Raw genomic sequence first — 18,482 nt, 5'->3', positions numbered from 1 at the left:
TCATGAATATCCTGCAACGCTCTGTCTTCACCCTGCTGGGCGCGCTTGCCCTGCTGCTGTCCTCCGGCCCCGCCCTGGCGATGCAGGAGTTGGAGTGGAAAACCGACTTCGGCCCCATGGCCCTGACCATAGACGATGACGGAACCGCCGAGGGCAAATACCCGGACTACACCGGCAAGCTTTATGGTTCGGTGGAGGATAACGAGAACCGCTTTGTGGGCTACTGGGTGCAGCCCCGCTCGGAGTTGCGCTGCAGTGAAAAGCGTCACGGCAGCGCCTTTTGGGGACAGGTGATCTTTACCGGTCTGAGCGAGGCATCTCTGAAGGGCAAATGGTCCTATTGCGACAAACCGCCGGGGACCCATGGCGCGTGGAATGGCGTGTTGACCCGTCGTCACGTCAAGGCGGTGGCCAAGCGCATGACCCCGGAGCAGGAGCGCGCCTACAAGAAGGCGCAGAAGGAGTTCGACCCCAAGCTGATGCGGCAGAACATGATGATCCAGATGCTGATGAGCGCCCGCGCGGGCTTGAAGGTGTGTCAGCAGTACGGCTCGCCTGAGACATCAGATGATCTGGTGGATATGTTTATCGATCGCGCCGCGCGCAAGGGGGCGACGGCGGATCAGCAGCAGGCCCTGCGCGATACGTTGGAGGATATGACGACAACCTTCCAAACACAAATGGCCCCGGAGGCCAACTCCGAGCGCTGCGGAAAGATGCTGCAGAAATGGGCGAAAAACGCCGCCAGATGGCGCAAGAAGATCATGGACTCAGAGTAACGCGCGCCGCAGCCCCCACCGATGCGCGCGTCACTCCACGTAGCGCGCATCGGTGAGGGTTTTGAGGAACGCCACCAAGGCGTCGATGCGTTTGTCATCCAGCGCCGGGCCGCTTTGCAGCTCTTTGAGGGAGAGATTCTCAGCCACCTCGGGCGGGGCGAACGGCTGGCCGGTCTCGGGATTGATCTTCCGCTTGGCGCTCTTGGTGTTGTAGCTGTTGTAGAACAGGATCACCGTGCGCAGATCCTTGAACACCCCATTGTGCATATAGGGGCCGGTCACGGCGATATTGCGCAGTGTGGGCGTTTTGAATTTGCCCGCCTGCGCCGGATCGTCGATGGCCGGATTCTCCAGCAGACCGCGATCCACATGCTCGGGCTGGGCGCCATTTTTCGCCCGCAGCGCCGTGTTCACCGGCACGCCGATATTGTGGTGTTCATAGTTGCTGAAGGTCTCCTGCGCGCCCATGGGGGATGTGCGCAACTGGTGGCACAGGTTGCAGTTGGTGAACTGCTGCGAGAAGAACAGCGTGCGCCCCAACTCCTCCTGCTCGCTCAGTTGGGCCTCGCCGCGCAGATAGCGATCGTATTTGGAATCGAACGGCGCAAACTCCGCCGTGCGCTCGTAGGCTTGAATCGCTTCGCTCATGGCCGCATAGGCGCGCTCGGGCCGGGAGAACACGTCTGCGCCATAGAGCGTCTTGAACGCTGCGACATAGTCAGGGTTCTCTTGAATCCGCGCCACTGCTTCGGCCTTGTCCTTCAGCCCCATTTCGATGGGGTTGAGCGGCGGTCCGCCAGCTTGATCCGCCAAGCTCCCCGCGCGTCCATCGTGGAACAGACCGCCCACATAGTTGCCCTTGGCGTTGTGGACAAACGGCGGAACGAACGCCGCATAGGAGGCGGTGGGCGCATTGCGGTCGCCGAGGGATTTCCCATCATCGCCCAATGACGCCATACCCTCCACGCCATTGTCGCGTCCATCCACAAAGCCATGATTGGGGTCGTGGCAGGTGGCGCACGCCTGGGTGCGATTCTGCGACAGATTGACGTCGAAGAAGAGCTGGCGGCCCAGATCCGCCATGCGGTCGTCGGCGTGGACATTGGCGGCGCTCAACAGCGCGAGGACAAGGAGGACTGGCAGTCGTTTCATGATGCTTGCTCTGGCTGGTTGATAATGCTGGGCGCAATGCGCTTCGATTCATCAGTATTTTGGGCTTTTTGCCCCACACGCTGTTTGGCTTTCCCGGGCTGCGGTCTTTTGTTCTTAACTATTTATCCACAAACATTTTTTGACTTTCCCAGGCTGCGGCTTCTACGGCATTCGCTCCTGTCGGCTACGCCGACATATCGCTCACTGCCGTTTCCCCGAAAGCTTCCTTGCTGGCTCAACCTTCCCTGCTTATTCCCTGCTCTGTGCTGGCGCCGCCTCTGTTCAGTGGGGAAACGGCTTAACGGATTAAAGATATTGGGGCTCCGCCCCAAACCCCGCCAGGGCGCCGCCCTGGACCCGCTGGGGGCAGCGGCCCCCAGACCCCGCCTGCGGCCAGCCGCAGGCCCCTTAAACAGCGCTCGACCGGCCTGCGTCACGCACACACTTTTACTCCGCGCGTCTCTATGCCAGATGGTTGTCCCACGCGCCGTTTCCATGCGGCCTCCAGCGTCGGCTCACCCGGCCCGTCACGTCCGTCTCCACCGCCCAGCCGCCGCCGCCCGTCAGCACAAACCGTCCCGCCCCCTCCAACGCCGCCGCGCCACACACATCCGCCATAGCGAGTTCGCCCACCAACGCGCCATCGGCCAGACGCCAGAAGGTGGCCGTATTGGCTCTGGGCGCGGTAATCGCCGCATACGCCCCCGAGCCATCCACCACCGCGCTGCCCATGTAGTGGCGCAAACGGCGCGCGATCCCCGCCGGACCATGATACAGACGCATCCCTTCAGCGTCGGCCACCCCCCACAGCGGCGGCTCCTGATCCTTGGGCCCCTGATACTGCATCGCCATCACCGTCGTCCCATTGGGGGCCAGCGCGATGTGGCGAATGGAGAGCTGCGACCAGCGCGCAGGCGGCTCCACCCGACTGCGCGCCACCCCATCCAGCGAGAAGCGCGCCAACGCCGGGCGCATGCTATCCAGATTGAGTTTGTCGCGGCCCCGGTCCGGGTGGGTGAGGATGCCGCCAATGGCCACCACCAACTCCTGGCGCGGGGCGTCCAGCAGAATCTCGTGGGGGCCGATGCCCCCCACCGGAAACGCTCCCAAGCGTTTGAATCCAGCGTCCGCCGCATAGATCGCTACATAACCCTGGCCGCTCTGGATTTCATTTTCGGTGGCGAAATAGCGCGTTCCATCGGCGTTGAAACAGCCATGACCGTAGAAGTGGCGTCCCGACGGCGCTTCGATCTGATGTCGCGTCTGACCGCTGTGCACATCCACAACCCACAGCCAGGAGCCGGGCCGACGCGCGGTCAGGGCGATCAGATCCCCCTGCGGGCGCAGCGCCACGCCGTGGCCCCGCCCCGGCAACGGCGTCGACCACAGCGGCGCGCCCGCGCCATCCAACGCCACCAGCTCGAACTGATCGCGCCCGCGCTGCTGACATGCCACATTCAGGGCTTTGGCGGCGTTGTCCGCATCGGCCAGGGCCAGGCGCGGCGTCGCCAGCAGCAGAGCAGCCCCGCCCAGGCCGCGCAGGGTGTCTCGTCGGGTCACATGAGGCATGATCAATCTCCATCCAGGGCGTTAAAGCCCAAGTTCAGGCCGATCTCATCGGCCAACGGCCCTTCGATGAGATCGCGCAGATCTTTGAGTTGAGTTAACAAGGCCTCCACCTGAGAACGCGCTTCGGCGTCCGCCACCGCCTGGGAGAGCGGCATGGAGAGGGACTCGGCGGCTTTTTGCGCGCTCGCCATATCCCGCGCCATGCCTTTGGCCAGGGCGTCGGAACCGGACCGACTGAGCAGATCTCCCAGTCCGTCCGGTGCGGTAAACAACCGACGCCACGCGGCGACATTGATCGCCACATTGCGGCCACTGCGCGCCGAGCGCCAGTTCTCCGCCCGTTTGGGGTTGGCCGCTTCCAGACTCTCATCCAGCGGCCGCTCCAGCTTTTGCAAAATCAGCAGCGAGATCGCCTCATGAATGCTTTTCAGCCAGGCGCGCGCGGCGTCCGGGGCGTCATAGAACGCGCCGTTGCTGTGCGCCGGGTCATCCAATGCCGGTTGGAACTGATCGTCCCACTGCATGCGCAATGACTGGCTCTGCTCGGCCAAATGCGCGGCGATGGCGGCGGCCAGCGCAGCCCCGTAGCTGGCGGGGTCCGGCGCCGCGCCGCCTGTGGGGAACAGCAGCCGTTCCAACGCCTGGAAGTCGCGCAGGGCCACGCTCTGGGTGGCCAGCGCGCCGGGTTTGAGCAGCGCCTCGGGGCGGGTTTTGAGGGCGCGCCGCATCTGGCGTCCGCCGGAGCCGTGTTTATCGGGCCAATACTGCCAACGCGCCGGGCCGGTCTGCGCCATCACCGGGCCGATGCGGATGGGCTGCGTCCCCTGCCAGGCGTCCATGGCGGCGTGAAAGGCGCTACGGGCGGCGACGAGGTCGACTTTGCCCGCGCGCCACTGGGTCAGGGTTGTGGCCAGGGCCTGGGTTTGATCAGCCAGGGCGGCGTAGGCGGGCGCGGCCAGGACGCGGCCCGATGCGGCGGCGGCGCGCTGGTAGTCCGCGGCGCTGAGAGAAGCGGCCAAGGCGTGGTGTGACCACAGCAGCAACACAATGGCCAAGCCTTGTGAAACCACCAAACAGGGACCACGCGATAAAATTTTCAAAGACGAAGCCATAGGACCTACTCACAAAGTGCGAATGACTGACAAAAGTCAGAGCCCGCACGAAACGAAAACTCACGAGGGTGCAGGGAAATCATTTCCCTGCCGGGTGCAGGGCAGAGCCCTGCCGGGTCGAGGGCAGCGCCCTCGTGGGTCCAGGGCAAAGCCCTGGCCGGGTCTGGGCCGGAGGCCCAGCCTCTTTCATCTTCAACCTCACAAACTCTGCAAAAACGCCAACAGAGCGCCTCGCTCCTCTTTCGTCGCCAACCGGAACCGCTCCCGCGCCGCCTGCGCCTCGCCGCCATGCCAGAGAATCGCCTCGGTGAGGGAGCGGGCGCGGCCATCGTGGAGGAATCCGGCGCGAGGGTTGACCTGTTGCGTCAGACCGACGCCCCACAGCGGCGCGGTGCGCCACTCGCGGCCATTGGCGACGCCTTCGGGGCGGTTGTCGGCCAGTCCTTCGCCCATATCGTGCAGCAGCAGGTCGCTATAGGGGCGGATGCGCTGCCCTCGCAGCGCCTTCTCCGGCCAATCGCTGCGGGTGACGAAGGTTGGCGCATGACAGGCGGCGCAACCGGCGTCATGGAACGCCTGTTTGCCCGCCAGAACGTGTGGATTCACCACATTGCGCCGCGCCGGAACCGCCAAATGGCGGCTGTAGTGCACCAACGTCCGCATCACTGCGGGCGGCGCTTCCAGATGATCGTACTGGGGGTCGTCGCCATGGCGCGCGGTGACGCAATCCTTCTGCAAGTCGGTGCACTCGCCCCACGGGTTGGGTTTAAGGGCGTTGGAGACGCCGATATCGTCGGCCATGGCGGCGTGGGCCTGATCCTCTACCGTGGCCTGCCCCGCCTTCCAGCCGAAGCGCCCGGGCATCATGCGCTGATGCGCCGCGCTCCAGACCCGATTGGCGCGCCCGGAGATCCCATCGCCATCAGCGTCGTCGGGATCGGCCAGCCCCAGCCAGTCGGCCTCATCAATGGCCTCCAGCAGCCCCAGTCCGATCATGGGCGGGGCTGAACGCGGGCTGATCATGGCGGTCTGGTCCAACGGGCCATAGGCGGGCGCCTCAATGGAATAAACCGGCGCGCGCAGCGTCACCGATTCGCCCCCGGCCAAATCCACCGTCTGTGCGGTATAAGTCACCCGCGCCATCGCCTCGGCTTGATGGCCAACAATGGCGGCGGTCTGCAACTGCCCGCCGTAGATCGGATGGGGAATCACCGCCTGCTTGCCGCTGGCCAGCAGCGCGCGCTCGGCGTCATCGCGCGGCGCAATGGAGAGGCGCAGCAGCAGCGACTCGCCATCGATGGCCAGCGCCCGCCCCCAATCCTCAGGCCCGGAGTGGGGCGCCGAGGAGCGTCCATCGAGCAGATGGCAGCGTTGGCAGGCGCGGGCGTTGTAGAGCGGCCCCAAACCATCGGCGGCCTTGGTGGAGCTGGGCGCGGAGACCCACAGCCGCTTGAAGAAGCCATTGCCGATGACAAAATCCATGCGTCCATCGGCGCCCAGCGTCGCCGAGGGCTGGGAGAAGACGCGACGCCCCGTCACCCGGAGATTGGTCGCCGCGCCTCCCGCCAGCCGCTCCCCCGCCTCCAGGGCGGGAACGGCGGCGGCATGGGCCGTCCCAAGCCATGCCGCCGCCAGCATTCCGAGCAATATGCTGATGCATATTCCAACGCTGGGGCCCTGGACCAAACGTCTAACAAGTGATTGAGGAGCGTAAAGATACTGGGGCTTTGCCCCAGACCCCACGAGGGCGCCGCCCTCGACCCGCAAGGGCTCTGCCCTTGACCCGCCAGGGAAATGATTTCCCTGGACCCTCGTAAGTTGGCTTTGTGCGCCCATGGAAAGCCTTATCTGATCCATAGCCTATTGCGTCACTCAGGTTCTACAAAAACACTGACTTGATTCAATGCACCGAACTGGGATTGTCGAGGCTGTCGGAGCCCTCAAACGCAACGCCGCTCAGATTCAGCGCCTGCGGCAGTTTCTCAATGCTGCGGGTCTGATCCACCAGGCCATTGATGGCCGCCAGCACCACGGCGTTGCCGTGCTTGTTGCCCGCGCCGATCATCTGGTCATAGGCCATGCCGCCCTCAGCCACCGCCTTCATCCGGGTAAACGCCTCCAGAGTAGCGTCCAGCTTGGCGCGCATCTCCCGGTCCAGCGCCGGATTGGCCGCTGCGGTCAGGTCCGAAAGGCTCGGCCCGCTCACCACGCGGCCATCCACCCCCACATAGCGGCCCAGGTAGACGTTGCGAATGCCCAGGGCGTCGTAGAAGTGCGAATTGTGGGTGTTGTCCGAGAAGCAATCATGCTCCTCCTCGGGGTCGTGCAGCATCAACCCCAGCTTCATGCGCTCGCCAGCCAATTCGCCATAGGAGAGGCTGCCCATGCCGGTGATCATGGCGGTAAGCCCCTGCTGCGGGTTATCGGTCACCGCCAGACGCGCCGCCCCACCCTGCGTCCAGGCGGCGGCCATCTCCGCCAGATCGTCCACCAGTAGATCGGTCACCGCGCGCAGATAGGCGCGACGCCGGGCGCAATGGCCGATCACACACCCCTCGCCCACGGCGAAGTCGCTCCAGGAGCGGTTGCCCGCGCCGGGGCCGTTGCCGTTGAGATCCTGACCCCACAGCAGAAACTCGATGGCGTGGTAGCCGGTGGCCACATTGGCCTCCACCTCGCCAATCTCGTGCAACTGCTTGATCAACGCCTTGTTGATCACCGTGGCGTCCACCGTCTGGCCGCCCACTTTGACGCGGGCATTGGCCACCACATTGGCGGCGTAGTAGGGGTTCTCTTCGTTCTCGGCGCCATAGCTGGCGCCATCCACGTAGTCGATCAGCCCCTCATCCAGCGGCCAGGCATTGACCTTGCCCTCCCAGTCGTCCACCAGCTTGTTGCCAAAGCGATACGCCTCGGACTGCTGATAGGGAGCGCGCGCCGCCAGCCACGCCTGTTTGGCCCGCGCCATCCCCTCAGGGCTGGGGGAATCAAGGAACGCGCCGATGGTTTTGGACAACTTCTGTGCGGTGCTCAAGGCGTCGGCGTACTTGGCCTCGGCGATGTCGGCGTAGGTTTTCACCACCGCCGCCGGGTTCGCCGATTCAGCGGCCTGTAGCGACGGAGACAGCGCCCCGCCCAGCACAATGGCGGCGGCCAGCAGCGCGCCACGCAGAGGTTTGTGATAATGCATGCTCTCTCTCCTTAGAATTCCGCCGCCAGACGCAGCGTGGCCACGTCACGATCGCCGCCCGTCCCAGCCGCCACCCGCGCGCCGGTGTCCGCCGTCCCGTAATCCTCCGAGTGGGCCCACTCCAGACCCAGCGACACGCCGTCGAGAATCCCCACATTGACCAGGGCGATCCAGCGCGCCTCCGGCTGCCCCAGATCCAGCGCCTCCGCCGTGCCGCCGTAAGCGAGGCCGAAGGTGGTCCCGTAGCCGCCGATTTCGGTTTCGTAGTCCAGCTCCAGATTCCACGCACGGGGCTTGGCCCCACGCCCCATCCAGGTCAATTCCGCCGGTTGGAACGCCTCAGCGGCGGTGAAGTACTCGCCAATCAACGAAAAACCCGCCATGCCCAGCACCGCATGGACATTCCATGCGCCGATGTGGTCGCTGATGGCGTCCACATTGCCCGCTGCGCCGCCGCTCCCCAGGGTGTCGCCGATCTTGCCGTCTTCGATGCTGTTGATGTAGCCCACCCCGGCGTCCAGACTCACCGAGCCGAGTTGACCGGCATAACCCAACATGCCGCCGAAGCTCTCGATCTTGTTGTCCGAGTCGCCGGATTTGCGCGAGTCGCCATTGAACAGGTAGCCCTGGGCGGTGAAGCCGTTGAGGCTCCAGCCGACGATGGCGGCGGTCTCATCGGTCTCGCCCAACTCCAGGGTCAGCGGATCGCTGAAGGCGGCGCTGCTGTGGTTGCCGAACGGAACCACCTCCTTGCCCACCGTCAGCCACAAGGGATATTTCTCCGTGTTGCCCAGGGTGATGGAGCCCGCATCAAACTGAATGCGCGTTTGATCGGCGTCCTCCTCATACTTGAGGGTCACATGGGCGTTGGCCCACGGGTTGATCTGCGCGGCGATGTCCACCTCAGCGGTAGAGACCACAATGTCGCTGGCGGAATCGTTGCTGGTGGCGTTCCAGTCCCCATTGAGGTCGTCGCTGTGGGTGGCGTCCACCTCAATTTTACCGCTCAGGCTGATGCGATTGACCCAATCGGGCAGGCTCGCCGAGCCTTTGGCCGGTTCGGCCTGAGTTTCCGCCACCTGCCGCACAGCGTGGTCGGTTTCGCCCAGCTTCTGCTTGAGTTGCTCAATCTGCCGCTGCTGACGCTGGATCATTTGCCACAACTGTTCCGGCGACGGCATGGACTCCGCCCCCGCCACGGCGGGCAGCCCCGCCACGCCCAGGGCCACGGCCATGAGCGCGGCGTGATATGCGGATCGGTTCGGTTTGTTCAACACAGCTCTCTCCAGGTTTGTTAGGAAGTTCATGCGCACATCTGGCGCACGGGCTCCTGCCTGGCTGACCGCATCGCAAACCGAGCGACTGGCTGGGTGGAACGGAAGGAAAAATCGCGGCAAGCCGCTATTTTGTCAGGATCAATCGCTTGTTGCTGGTGATGCGCAGATGGTAGGCGCTGCCCTCATGCAAAATGGTCAACCGCCCCTCCGCGCCCAACAGCTCCCGACTGGTCACCGCGCGCGGCTTGGCGACGGCAGGGTTGGTTTGTTTGGATTTGAGCATGCTGAATCCCTATATTGATAAGGTGAACTGCGCGGAGCCAACTGGCTTCAACGTCGGCAATGATAACGATTGCTATTTGCATGTCAAGTTTATTGTGAATACTTCTCAATATTATCTTCCAGGGAGAGAGCTGCTTGACACAGAAAGAGGAATGATTCTTAATTGCATCCGAGTTTGAAATTTGATTGACGCATTTGTTTGCCAGTCACCGCAGCCAACAAGAGAAAACGGGGAAATCCGATATGCCTTGGACCATTCGCCTTGTCGCCTTCAGCCTGATCAGCCTCATCAGTCTCGGCGCCAGCGCCGCGCTGGCCGCCGAGGTCAATCTCTATTCAGCGCGCAAAGAGCAGTTGATCAAACCGCTGCTGGATCGCTTCACCGCTGAGACCGGCATCCGCGTGAATCTGGTCACCGGCAAGGCTGATGCGCTGCTCAAACGGCTCAAGAGCGAAGGGATCAACTCCCCTGCCGACGTGCTGCTCACCACCGACGCCGGGCGCCTGCACCGCGCCAAACAGGTTGGGGTGACGCAAGCTGTGAATGACCCGGAGCTCAAAGCGGCGATTCCGTCGGCCTATCGCGACCCGGAGGGGCACTGGTTCGGCTTGAGCCTGCGCGCACGCCCCATCCTCTACGTCAAAGGCCAGGTGGATGCGACCAAGTTGAGCAGCTACGAGCAGTTGGCCGATCCCATGTGGCGCGGGCGCATCTGCATTCGCTCCTCGGGCAACATCTATAATCAGTCGCTGGTGGCGTCGATGATCGCTGTCAACGGCGTGCAGGCCACCGAGCAGTGGGCCAAACAGTTCGTCAAGAACTTCGCCCGGCCGCCGCGCGGCGGCGATCGCGACCAGATCAAGGGGGCGGCCTCCGGCCAGTGCGACATCGCCATCGCCAACACCTATTACCTGGCGGGCATGCTGCTCTCCAAAGACCCCAACGAGCGCTCTGCGGCGCAACGAATGGTCGTGTTCTGGCCCAACCAGGAGGATCGCGGAACCCATGTGAACGTCTCCGGGGCGGCGGTGACCCGCTCGGCCAAGCACGTGGATGAGGCGGTCAAACTGATCCGCTTCCTCACCACGCCGGAGGCCCAGGCGTGGTACTCGCAGACCAATGGCGAGTATCCGGTGCGCTCCGATGCGCCAGTGAGCGCGCTGCTCAAATCGTGGGGCGACTTCAAGGCCGATACGCTGAATCTGAGCCAGCTGGGACTGCGCAATCCCGACGCGGTGATGCTCATGGACCGCGCCGGGTGGAAGTGACGGCCCAGAGCAACGCCAAGATCATGACCGCCAATCCTCCCGCCGTGAGCGCTGCGCAGGCGCCCGCCACGACGCGGCGCGCCCAGCGCTGGTGGCGCATGGGCGTGGTCGCCGCAGCGCTGCTGATGAGCCTGCCCACCCTGGTGGTGGCGGGCCACCTGCTGCTGCCGTCAGGCGCGGTGTGGGCGCACCTGGCAGACACCGTGTTGGCCGACTATGTATCCAATTCGCTGATTCTCATGCTGTTGGTGGCGGCGGGGACGCTGCTGCTGGGGGTGAGCGCGGCGTGGCTGACGGCCATGTGCGCCTTCCCCGGGCGCGGAGTGTTCGAATGGGCGCTGCTGCTGCCGCTGGCCATGCCCGCCTACATCATCGCCTACACCTACACCGGCATGCTGGAGTTCTCCGGCCCGCTGCAAACGGCGATTCGCGATCTCACCGGCTGGGGCTACGGCGACTACTGGTTCCCGGAGATCCGCTCCCTGGGCGGGGCTGGCTTGATGCTCACCCTGGTGCTCTACCCTTACGTCTATCTGCTGACGCGGGCGGCGTTCCTCAACCAATCGCTGTGCGTGCTGGATGTGAGCCGCACCCTGGGCGAATCGCCCTGGGGCGCGTTCCGCCGCGTGGCCCTGCCATTGGCGCGTCCGGCCATTATCGCCGGTCTGTCGCTGGCGCTGATGGAGACCCTGGCCGACTACGGCACGGTGCAATATTTCGGCGTCTCCACCTTCACCACCGGCATCTTCCGCACCTGGTACGGCCTGGATAACGCCCCGGCGGCGGCGCAACTGGCGGGAGTTCTGCTGCTGTTTGTGTTCAGCCTGATTCTGCTGGAGCGCTATGGTCGTCGCCAAGCCAAGTACCACCACACCAGCCAACGCCATCAGGCGATCCGCCGCTTTGTGCTAAGCGGCTGGCGCCGCCACGGGGCCACGCTGCTGTGCGCGCTGATGCTGCTACTGGGTTTCCTGCTGCCCGCCGGGCAGTTGGCGCTGTGGGCGGTCACCATCGCCGAAGAGGGGTTTGGCGGCGCCTTTGCGCAACTGGCGGGCAATACGCTGATGCTGGCGGCGCTGGCCTCGGCGCTGGCGCTGCTGCTGGCGCTGTTTCTGGGCTATGGCGCGCGCATCGCCCCCTCCCGCGTCACCACCGCCGCCACGCGGGTGGCCGGACTGGGCTACGCGGTGCCCGGCACGGTGATCGCCGTGGGGGTGGCGATGCCCTTCGCCGCGCTGGATAACACAGTGGACGCCTGGGCGCGCGCCCATCTGGGGTTCTCCACCGGGCTGATTCTCAGCGGCACCCTGGCGGCGGTGACGTTCGCCTACTTGGCGCGCTTTCTGGCGGTGTCGCTACAGACCGTGGAGTCGGGCCTGGGACGCATCAAACCGAGCATGGATGAGGCCGCCAAATCCCTCGGCGCAGGCGGCTGGCGCATTCTCGGACGCATCCATCTGCCGATGCTGCGCGGAGCGCTGCTCACCGCTCTGCTACTGGTGTTCGTGGATGTGCTCAAGGAGCTGCCCGCCACCCTGATTCTGCGCCCGTTCAATTTCAACACCCTGGCGGTGCGCGCCTATGAGCTGGCCTCCGATGAGCGTCTGGCCGACGCCGCGCCCGCCTCGCTGGCCATTGTGGCGGTGGGGGTATTGCCGGTTATCCTGCTCAGCCGCGCCATCACCGCCAGTCGTCAGACACAGGAATAGAGTCTCATGTCCAAAATCGATCTGGCCGCCAACGCGCAACTGAGCGTGCGCCACGCCGCCGTCGCCTATGGCGCGGTGACGGTTCTGCAAGAGGTGTCGTTTCATCTGCCGCCGGGCCAAATCGGCTGCCTTCTCGGTCCCAGCGGTTGTGGCAAGACCTCGCTGCTGCGCGCCATCGCCGGGTTTGAGCCTTTGGCCGCTGGCGAGATCCGCTTGCGCGGCCAGTGCGTAGTCAACACAACGCAAATGACGCCGCCGGAGCAGCGCCGAGTGGGCATGGTGTTTCAGGACTTCGCCCTGTTCCCCCACCTGAACGTGGCCGACAACATCGCCTTTGGCCTGCGCCATCTGCCGCGCGCGGCGCGCAAGCAGCGGGTGACGGCGCTATTGGAGCTGGTGGGGCTGCCGCAGATGGCCAAAAGCTATCCGCATCAGATGTCCGGCGGCCAGCAGCAGCGGGTGGCGCTGGCCCGCGCCATAGCCCCGCGCCCGGAGTTGCTGCTGCTGGACGAACCCTTCTCCAGCATGGATGCGGAGCTGCGCCAGCAGTTGGCGCGGGACGTGCGCCACGCGCTGCAGCAGGATGGCGTCACCGGCCTGCTGGTGACCCATGACCAGCATGAGGCGTTCGCCATGGCCGATGTGATTGGCGTGATGGGGGATGGACGGCTGCGGCAGTGGGATAGCGCGTATAATCTCTATCACCACCCCGCCGATGAGATGGTGGCGGGGTTCATCGGCAAAGGGACGATGCTGCCCGGCTTCATTCTGCCCGATGGGTGCATCGAAACGCCGTTGGGGCGGATCAAGGCGCGACAGGTTCCCGTCACGCCCCAGGCCGACGCCGAAGGCCGCCGCGCGGTGCGGGTGCTGTTCCGCCCCGATGACCTGCTGCACGATGAGAGCAGCGATTTAAGTTTGGAGATTCTGGACAAGTCGTTTCTGGGCGCCGAGTCGCTCTACACCCTGGCGCTGCCCGATAACGCCCTGAGCGGCGGCATTCCCGCTGACGCCTCGGACCATGTGCTCAGCCTGGTGGAGAGTCACCACGACCACGCCATTGGCGACCGCCTGCCGGTGCGGGTCAGCGGCGAAGCGATGCCGGTGTTTTTGGCGGCGGCGACATCGACAGTCAGAGCATAGCCCCTACTTCTGCGCTTTTCCCGCCATAACGGCGCCCCCTTGCGCAATCTCGGCGAGGAACTGCAGCAGCTCGCGTTTGCGAATCGGCTTGGTCAAATGGCCGTCACACCCCGCCGCTTCACTGTGCTGCGCGGCCTCCACAAAGGCGTGCGCTGAGAGCGCATAGATCAAAATCCGCCGCGCGCCGTTCTGCTCCTCCCAGGCGCGAATCCGCCGCGTGGCGGTATAGCCATCCATACGCGGCATCTGCACATCCATCAGCGCCAAGTCGTAGTCGCCCCCCTCCTGCACGCGCTGGACAGCCTCTTCGCCGTCGGAGACGAAGTTGGTCAAATGCGGCGTCTTTTTCAAATAGGCTTTGAGCAGCAGCGTATTATCCTCGGAATCCTCGGCAATGAGAATCCGCAAGCCCCTGGCCGCCACGCCCATCTGCGCGCCGACCTCACCCAGCGTCCCATCCATGTGCGCTTGCGGTTGCGCCGCAACCAACGGCAACTCCACATGGAACGCGCTGCCGACGCCTTCGGCGCTCTCCAAACTCATCGCGCCGCCCATCTTCGCGACAATGCGTTGGCAGATGGTGAGCCCCAGACCGGTGCCGCCGTAGCGCCGCGTGGCGCCGGACTCCACCTGAGTAAACGGGGTGAAGATTTGCGCCTGCATCGCCTCCGGCACGCCGATGCCGGTATCGCGCACCGTCAGCCGCAAGATATCGCCCTCCCGCCGACTCGCCTCCAGCCGAACCGCCCCCTGGTGGGTGAATTTCAAGGCGTTGCCCAACAGGTTGATCAACACCTGCCGCAAGCGCTCTTTATCGGCCTCGATCCACTCCGGCAGATCCGCCGCAATCTCTACAGCGAAATCCAGCCCCTTTTCCCGCGCCAACTCCTCAAAGATCTGCGCCGCGCCCTGGGCCAACGGCCGCAGCGCAAAGGGCGCGCTCTGCAAGCTCCACTGGCCGGCTTCGATTTTGGACAGATCCAGAATATCGTTGATCAGTCCGAGCAGCCCCTCGCCGGCGTTCTGCGCCACCTGGAGATAGCGCAGCCGCTCGGCGTTCTGCTCGGACTCCAGCAGCAGCTCGCTCATGCCCACGATGACGTTCATGGGGGTGCGAATCTCATGGCTCATGGTGGCCAGGAAGGCGCTCTTGGCCTGGTTGGCCGCCTCCGCCTCCTCCTTGGCGTGATGCAGCGCCACCTGCGCGCTCTCGCGCACTTGCAGCTCGGCGCCCAGAAGCCGCGTCTTCTCCTGCAGTTCGGCGGTGCGCTCGGCCACTGTCTGCTCCAGCGTGTGGAACTGGGTGTCGAGGGTTTTGGCCATGCGTTCGACCGCTTGCGACAGCTCGCCGATCTCATCGGCGCGCAACATCGGGCCCTCGCTATGGGCGGCGAAATTGCCCTGACTGATCTCTTCGGCGCGACGCGCCAGCAGCCGCAACGGCTGGCTCACCACTCGATTCAGAAATAGGGATAACGCCAACGCCAACGCCACGAACACCGCCAAGGTGTTCAGCGCCAGTCGCCCGGCTTCCAGCCACACCTTGTCCGAGACAACCGAGGTGGGAAAACCGATGCGCACAGAGCCCAGCCGCTCCCCTTTGGGATCGCGCACCGGCACGCTCACATCGAAGTAAACGCGACCATCAAAACGGTGGTAGAGCTGCCAAATCGGCTCCTCAGATGCCTGCGCGCGACGCTGATAGACGTCGCCAAACTGCTTGCCCACCAAGGTCGGATCGCTGTGGAACATCGCCCGGCCCTGGATATCGGCGACCCCGGCGTAGACGTAGCGCGGATTGTTGCGGATGATCTCTCGCAATTTGGCGTCCATCCCATCCAGGGACTCCAGCGGCAACCCCAGCGCCAGCATCTCATTAAGAATGCTGTTGATGCTGTGCGCCAGACCAAAACTGCCGCTGATCAAAGCCTCGGTATAAGCGTTGCGAAAGTGCCAGATATTGGCGATGGAGCTGGCCAGCAGGAAGATCGTCAGAGTGACGACGGTGATCAGGGGGATTTTGCGCGAGAGCCTCATACGCCTGCGTCAACTCTATTTGATGATGTTGGCGCCCGCCAACTGCAACAACCCCACCGGCGCGGTCAAATGGTGCCGCCGGATGCCATTGAGGTCCACCGCGTAACCATAGCGCTTGGGCCATTGTGGCGTGATGTCGGCAACGGACGCGCCCTCAAACAGACGCTGGATCATCTGCGCAGCCTGCTGACCAATGCTCTCATGGGAGGGATAGATCACCGCCGTGGCGCCCCAACGGTCCATCACATCGTTCTTGACGATGCCGATCACCGGTTTGGTGGAGAGTTTGGCCAGAGTTTCGGCCAGATGGCGCCGCACGCCCATTTGATCGTTGGGCTTGAGAAACAGATCGACCTGTTCAGTGAGCTCTTCAATGATGGGGGCGGCCAACCGGGCCATCTCTTCATCGCCATGCTCGCCGGTGATCAGCGGCACGGAGCGGAAGATGACGCGGATGTCGCGGAACTCGGGGTCGGTGGCCAGCAGCTTGCGGATCCAGCGGTTATAGCTATGGGACTGCGGCATATCGGCGTAGACCAAACCAAACGTGCGCGCCTTCGGCAACAACTGACGCACAAAGCGCAGGCGCGCTCGCGGCGGCACCGGGTAACTAACGCCGGTGAAGTTACCTGTGGGGGGAGCGTCAAACGTCTTGATCAACCCCAAGCCCACCGGATCCGTCGGCGCGCCGAACACCACCGGTCGAGCCGCGCCAGCCAACGCGCGCTGGGCGGCGATGGCCGCTGCGGTGCCGCCGACATAGACCACATCGTAGGGTCGATCCAGGCTCTTGCGCAGCAGCGCCTCGCCCTGTTGCGCATCATTGCCGATGGCGTGGAGATCGATATTCAGATTGATGCCCAGACGATAACCCGCATCCCCCAATGTGGTGAGCAAGGCGGCGCGGATTTCGTCATACGGCATGCCCAGCTGGCTATCCACTATCAGCAGACGGTACTGCCGCCCTGACTCCGGCACCGCCAGCGCGCGCGTTGCCCCAACCAGCGCCATCAACGCCGCCACACAGCACAGCAATACGCTGCGCCATGTCGCGTTGCCATCGGCCTGTGCGCGCAGAAACATGGGGCTCCTCACTCCGGTGTTTGATTGAGACATTGCGTGAATTCCATTATGGCGCCCTAAAGGGAATTTTTCATAGCGCCGACGCGCCCTCTCCCTGCAAAAGAGGCGTTTTTCTCCCGTTTGCGCCAAAAAAAAGCCAGGAGTTCACCCTGCGCCATCAAAACGCCCGCAAGGGGTGACTATGACCGCAGCCCCTGCATAACCAGCAGGCGGCATGACGTTATAGTCGCCGCAGAAGAGAATTAGACATTTGAAGCGAGAAGATATCGAGGGCTCCGCCCTCGAGCTCCCAAGATCAACAACTATACCGTGATTCGGACCATCCCTGGTCCTCACCCTTCGGGCTCGCTGCGCGAGTCCGATTTGGCATTCCTGCCAAATCGTGGGCTCCGCCCATGTATGGTCCGCTCCGCCACGGCAAGAGAAAATGTCCACTGATGTGTGAGGCTTAGTCGCGCCCATGTATCCGGCCTGTTGATGAGGGGCTTGTCGCCCTCTGGCCCTGATGGAATTTGCGCGTGGCCCTCCTCAACACACCCTCGGCCTCTATGGGCCCTTGGGCGAAACAGGTTCTTGACCACGCAGGGCTATGCCGTTTCACGCCATCAATCTCGACTCTCTCTCGCAACCTGGCTGGTGGGATCTCTTTCTCTTTCCTTATCGGCCTGTTTTTCTTTTAGAGTTGTATTGCGCTCTCTCTACACAGCGGCGCTGGCCCCATAGGCCTCCTGCTTCACCAGCATCGCCCACGCGCTGCGCGCCATGCGGTTGGCCAGCGCCACCACCGCTTTATTCGCGCCGCGACGTTCCGACACCGACACTGCCCACTGGCTGCGGCGATCCGGCTTGTTTTCACACACGCGCAACGCCGCCCGCGCCCCATGAATCAACAGGGTGCGAAGATAACCGTTTCCCCGCTTGCTGATCCCCGTCAGCCACGCCTTGCCCCCTGTGGAGTGCTGATTCGGAACCAACCCTATCCATGCCGACAGCTCCCGGCCATTCTTAAACGCCCGCACATCCCCCACCGACGCCAACAGCGCCGTCGCCGTGATCGGTCCCACTCCCGGGATCGTCATCAATAGCCGACACTGTGGATCCGCCTTGGCCAGCGCCTCAATCTCACACTCATATTTGCCGATGCGCTCATCCAAATGCGCCAGCTCATCGCGCTCATCCTCCAGAATTACGCGAAAATTGGCGCTCATTTCCGAGCTCTCATCACTCAAAATCAGCACAATCGCCCGCCGCGCCTGTTTGATGCTCTTGGGAAAGACAATCCCATACTCGGCAAGCAGTCCGCGAATCTGGTTCACCAACGCCGTGCGGTTCTTCACCGCCAGACTGCGCACCCGATGCAACGCTAGAATTTCTTGCTGGGCAACGCTTTTGATCCCCACAAAACGCATATTCGGACGCTGTACCGCTTCGCAAATCGCCTCTGCGTCCACGCTGTCGTTCTTGTGCCGCTTCACGTAGGGCTTCACATATTGCGGCGCCATCAAACGCACAGCATGCCCATATCCCTGAAATTTCCGCGCCCAATGGTGGGCGCCGCTACTGGCTTCCATCCCCACCAGGCACGGCGGCAGTTGCGCCATGTACTCCAGGAGCTCGTCTCGTTTCAGTCGCTTCTTGAGAACGCTTTTGCCGCTCGCATCGACGCCATGCAACTGAAACACGCTCTTGCCCAGATCAATCCCCAGTACCCGTACCTGTCCGTTTTCGATATGATTGCTCATGGTCCGCTCCGACTCCGTTTAGATGGAAAAACACACCACCATCTTGGCCCATTGCGAGGCCGTTTGGGTAGCGGAGCGGACCATTCCATTACACCCGCTTAAGGGTCACAGACCCTTAAGAATCCCGCCTCCGGCCAG

The 18,482-nt window shown here is 63.7% G+C and carries 14 protein-coding genes; 4 read left to right on the top strand and 10 right to left on the bottom strand.

Features of this window, described 5'->3' with window-relative positions; all coding sequences use genetic code 11:
• Window positions 1-2: 2 nt before the first annotated feature.
• The gene (locus tag MAIT1_RS04525) at window positions 3-779 is read left to right on the top strand and encodes a hypothetical protein (protein ID WP_085441095.1); all 777 of its coding nucleotides are present in this window, start codon (window positions 3-5) and stop codon (window positions 777-779) included.
• Between the two features lie 30 nt (window positions 780-809).
• Here MAIT1_RS04525 and MAIT1_RS04520 read toward each other — a convergent pair whose 3' ends face one another.
• The 7 genes from MAIT1_RS04520 to hemP all read right to left on the bottom strand — a co-directional run bounded on the left by MAIT1_RS04520 (window position 810) and on the right by hemP (window position 9,362).
• Window positions 810-1,931 (bottom strand): cytochrome-c peroxidase, encoded by a 1,122-nt coding sequence (locus tag MAIT1_RS04520; protein WP_085441094.1) that lies wholly within the window; start codon window positions 1,929-1,931, stop codon window positions 810-812.
• 462 nt (window positions 1,932-2,393) lie between these two features.
• Window positions 2,394-3,500: a DUF1513 domain-containing protein gene (locus MAIT1_RS04515; RefSeq protein ID WP_085441093.1), complete on the bottom strand. Its 1,107-nt coding sequence runs from the start codon at window positions 3,498-3,500 to the stop codon at window positions 2,394-2,396.
• 2 nt (window positions 3,501-3,502) lie between these two features.
• Entirely contained in the window at window positions 3,503-4,612 is a 1,110-nt protein-coding gene (locus MAIT1_RS04510) for an imelysin family protein (protein ID WP_085441092.1), read from the bottom strand.
• Window positions 4,613-4,810: 198 nt separating this feature from the next.
• Window positions 4,811-6,250: a di-heme oxidoreductase family protein gene (locus MAIT1_RS04505; protein WP_085441091.1), complete on the bottom strand. Its 1,440-nt coding sequence runs from the start codon at window positions 6,248-6,250 to the stop codon at window positions 4,811-4,813.
• Between the two features lie 262 nt (window positions 6,251-6,512).
• Window positions 6,513-7,802 carry an imelysin family protein gene (locus tag MAIT1_RS04500; protein ID WP_085441090.1) on the bottom strand — a complete coding sequence of 430 codons (1,290 nt, stop codon included), beginning with the start codon at window positions 7,800-7,802 and terminating at the stop codon, window positions 6,513-6,515.
• 11 nt (window positions 7,803-7,813) lie between these two features.
• On the bottom strand, window positions 7,814-9,079 hold the full coding sequence (locus MAIT1_RS04495; protein ID WP_085441089.1) for an LbtU family siderophore porin: 1,266 nt from the start codon (window positions 9,077-9,079) through the stop codon (window positions 7,814-7,816).
• 124 nt (window positions 9,080-9,203) lie between these two features.
• Window positions 9,204-9,362, bottom strand: coding sequence for a hemin uptake protein HemP (gene hemP / locus MAIT1_RS04490; RefSeq protein ID WP_085441088.1), 159 nt, complete (start codon window positions 9,360-9,362; stop codon window positions 9,204-9,206).
• 242 nt (window positions 9,363-9,604) lie between these two features.
• Between hemP and MAIT1_RS04485 the strand changes: the two genes are divergently transcribed.
• The 3 genes from MAIT1_RS04485 to MAIT1_RS04475 are packed head-to-tail and all read left to right on the top strand — an operon-like array spanning window position 9,605 to window position 13,482.
• On the top strand, window positions 9,605-10,630 hold the full coding sequence (locus MAIT1_RS04485; RefSeq protein WP_085441087.1) for a Fe(3+) ABC transporter substrate-binding protein: 1,026 nt from the start codon (window positions 9,605-9,607) through the stop codon (window positions 10,628-10,630).
• Between the two features lie 23 nt (window positions 10,631-10,653).
• Window positions 10,654-12,339 carry an ABC transporter permease gene (locus MAIT1_RS04480; RefSeq protein WP_085441228.1) on the top strand — a complete coding sequence of 562 codons (1,686 nt, stop codon included), beginning with the start codon at window positions 10,654-10,656 and terminating at the stop codon, window positions 12,337-12,339.
• A gap of 6 nt (window positions 12,340-12,345) precedes the next feature.
• The gene (locus MAIT1_RS04475) at window positions 12,346-13,482 is read left to right on the top strand and encodes an ABC transporter ATP-binding protein (protein WP_085441086.1); all 1,137 of its coding nucleotides are present in this window, start codon (window positions 12,346-12,348) and stop codon (window positions 13,480-13,482) included.
• 3 nt (window positions 13,483-13,485) lie between these two features.
• Here the strand turns inward: MAIT1_RS04475 and MAIT1_RS04470 are convergent, their stop codons facing one another.
• From MAIT1_RS04470 to MAIT1_RS04460, 3 genes are all read right to left on the bottom strand, one after another.
• Complete coding sequence (locus tag MAIT1_RS04470) at window positions 13,486-15,519, bottom strand: ATP-binding protein (protein WP_085441085.1); 2,034 nt, start codon at window positions 15,517-15,519, stop codon at window positions 13,486-13,488.
• A gap of 15 nt (window positions 15,520-15,534) precedes the next feature.
• Entirely contained in the window at window positions 15,535-16,602 is a 1,068-nt protein-coding gene (locus MAIT1_RS04465; RefSeq protein ID WP_158089310.1) for an ABC transporter substrate-binding protein, read from the bottom strand.
• Between the two features lie 698 nt (window positions 16,603-17,300).
• Complete coding sequence (locus MAIT1_RS04460; protein ID WP_085441083.1) at window positions 17,301-18,344, bottom strand: IS110 family RNA-guided transposase; 1,044 nt, start codon at window positions 18,342-18,344, stop codon at window positions 17,301-17,303.
• Window positions 18,345-18,482: the final 138 nt, after the last annotated feature.

This window comes from Magnetofaba australis IT-1, from assembly GCF_002109495.1.
Lineage (GTDB): Bacteria > Pseudomonadota > Magnetococcia > Magnetococcales > Magnetococcaceae > Magnetofaba > Magnetofaba australis.
The sequence above is the reverse complement of the archived record's forward strand: the minus strand, read 5'-3'. Positions and strand labels throughout refer to the sequence as shown.